This window comes from Mycobacterium sp. TH-M106 (assembly GCF_057473765.1).
In genome coordinates this window covers 1-2,749 of sequence record NZ_JBYCLE010000154.1, presented here as the reverse complement: position 1 = coordinate 2,749, position 2,749 = coordinate 1, and the positions used below count along the sequence as shown (strand labels likewise).

Genomic DNA, 2,749 nt, shown 5'->3' with positions numbered 1-2,749 from the left:
CAGTTGGTGCAGTACCACTCGTAAACGCCGTCGGACCGGATCCGCCGCTCCACGGCGCCGGTCGAGCGCAGCCGACCGATGTAGGCCAGCGTCTCTGTCAATGGCCAAGTTGAAGTCCCCGCTGGTGGCCAGGAAAAGTCCCCACCCCTTGCGGGCTAGTTCAGCGGTTACCTCCTTGTTTGTGGTGGGCGTGGCGCATGCGGTAGGACTGGCCGTCGGTGATGACCACGGTGGCGTGGTGCAAGAGCCGGTCGAGGATGCTGGCGGCGGTGGTGTGCTCGGGCAGGAAGCGGCCCCATTGCTCGAACGGCCAATGGGAGGCGACCGCCAGTGAGCGGCGTTCGTAGCCAGCAGCAACGAGCCGGAACAGCAGCTGGGTGCCGGTGTCATCGAGCGGGGCGAATCCGATCTCGTCCAAGATGACGAGATCGGAGCGCAGCAGGGTGTCGATGATTTTGCCGACGGTGTTGTCGGCCAGGCCGCGGTAGAGGGTGTCGATCAGGTCGGCGGCGGTGAAGTAGCGGACCTTGTGGCCTGCTGCGATGGCGGCGTGGCCTAGGGCGATCAGGACGTGGCTCTTTCCGGTGCCAGGCGGGCCGATAATTGCCAGATTATGTTGGGCGCGAACCCATTCCAAGCTGGTCAGGTAATCAACGGTGGACTGTGGGATGGAAGAAGCCGTCACGTCGAAGCCATCGAGGGTCTTGACGACCGGGAAAGCAGCGGCCTTGAGTCGGTTGGCGGCGTTGGAGGCATCACGGGCCGCGATCTCGGCCTCGACCAGGGTGCGCAGCACCTCCTCGGGGGTCCAGCGCTGGGTCTTGGCGGTCAGCAGGACCTCAGCGGCACTGTGACGCACCGCGGCCAGTTTCAGCCGCCGCAACCCCGCATCGAGATCGGCCGCCAGCGGCGGAATACTGGTAGGAGCAACAGTTTTCGTACCCGTTGTGCTCATGGCCGGCTCCCGTCACGGCTGGCGGTGATCTTGTAGGCGTCCAGAGAGCGGGTCGCCGCGACCGGCAGGTCGAGCACCAGCGCGTCCCCGGCGGGGCGGGGTTGGGGGGTGCCGGTGCCGGCGGCCAGGATGGAGCGCACGTCGGCGGCCCGGAACCGTTTGAAGGCCACTGCCCGTCGTAGGGCGGCAACCAACGCCTTCTCGCCGTGGGCGGCGCCCAGGCCCAGCAGGATCTCCAGCTCCGAGCCGAGCCGGGTGTTGCCGATCGCGGCAGCACCGATCAAGAAGGCTTCAGCGTCCTCGCCGAGTGCGCAGAATTGTTTCTCCGCAGTGGTTTTCGGGCGCGGCCCACGACTGGGTGCCGGACGTGGCCCGTCATAGTGCTCATCGAGGATCGACGTTTCGCCGGGTGCGACCAGCTCATGTTCAGCCACGATCGCCCCAGTGGCGGGTTCAACGACGATCAGCGCGCCGTGGTCGATCACGATCTTGACGGCCGTCGCGATCAGCCGGACAGGTACTGAGTAGCGCGCCGAGCCGTAGCGGATGCAAGAAAGCCGGTCGACCTTGCGGGTCACCGACGCGGCGCCGATCTCGGGCCGCAGCGACGGCAACGATGCCAGCACCTGCCGTTCGGTGGCCAGCCGTTCATCAGGCACCGCGGCGATCTCCGAATGCACCGCGGCGTTGACCTCCACACACCACGCTGCGGCGGCCGTATTGGCCGTCGCCAGGCTCACCGGCACCCCGGCGATCTGCGCCTCGGTGAGCAGTGGAACCACCAGGTCACGCTGGGAATACCCGCACAGGTGCTCCACGATGCCCTTGGAGGCCGGATCGTTGGCATGGCACCAATCCGGGCGGAAACCGTAGTGGGTGGCAAACCGGACATAATCGGCGGTCGGCACCACCACATTGGCGACCACCCCGCCCTTCAAACAGCCCATCCGGTCGGCGAGCACCTTGGCCGGCACCCCGCCGATCACGGCCAGCGCCTCGGCGATCATCGCCATCGTGGTGGTGGCCTTCTGATCGGCGGCGAACCGCACGAACCGCCACCGCGAAAAGGCCAGCACCGCGCAGAACGCGAACAACCCCGGGGCGACCTCGGCCCAATCGATGACCAGATACTCACCCGGTGACCACACCCCAGGACGGCGCCCTCGGTGATGGTCCTTGCGCCACAACGCTTTCTGCGCGGCTACCAGACGCCGGAAGTTACGCGCCGAGCCCTCATAACCAGCTGCACGGGCGATCGGCAACAGTCGCTTGGCCGAGATCCGGCCCGCCGACTTCTCCACCCGCTCAGCGACCAGGTCGACCACGGAATCAAAATTGTGGGCACGCGGTGCCCGCGCCGGCGGCTCGCCGCCGGCCTCGGCCCGCTCGACCACCCGCTTAACCGTCTTATGCGTCGTACCGCACAGATCGGCGGCACCTCGATACGTTCCGACTTCCCGATACGTCGAGACGATGTTCATATTCTCCCTCGCAGACTTCAATGGAACTCCCTGGGCGGTGCAGTGACAGTTGGCGCTATCACCGTCACCGCCCAGGCCACGAGCTCCCCGGATCAACACGACAAGCAAGGGAGTGGGGACTGCTACCTGGCCATCAGCGGGGACCTACACCTGGCCACCAATGGGGACTTTTACATGGCCACGGACAACCGTCTCGGCCAGGGCGTTATCGAAGCTTTGACCGGCTAATCCGGGCTCATGGAGTCGCGGTGTCGGGCGGAATGGTTCATCGTCGGGGTGCTGATTTGGTGAGCTTGCGGAGTTGTTCTTCGTG

At 66.1% G+C, this 2,749-nt stretch carries 2 protein-coding genes; both read right to left on the bottom strand.

Annotated elements, in window-relative coordinates:
- Window positions 1-160: 160 nt before the first annotated feature.
- On the bottom strand, window positions 161-955 hold the full coding sequence (istB, locus tag AC2VOP_RS05565; RefSeq protein WP_486960024.1) for an IS21-like element helper ATPase IstB: 795 nt from the start codon (window positions 953-955) through the stop codon (window positions 161-163).
- Complete coding sequence (gene istA / locus AC2VOP_RS05560) at window positions 952-2,457, bottom strand: IS21 family transposase (protein ID WP_486960023.1); 1,506 nt, start codon at window positions 2,455-2,457, stop codon at window positions 952-954. Before istA ends, istB begins: the two co-directional genes overlap by 4 nt.
- Window positions 2,458-2,749 lie beyond the last annotated feature (292 nt).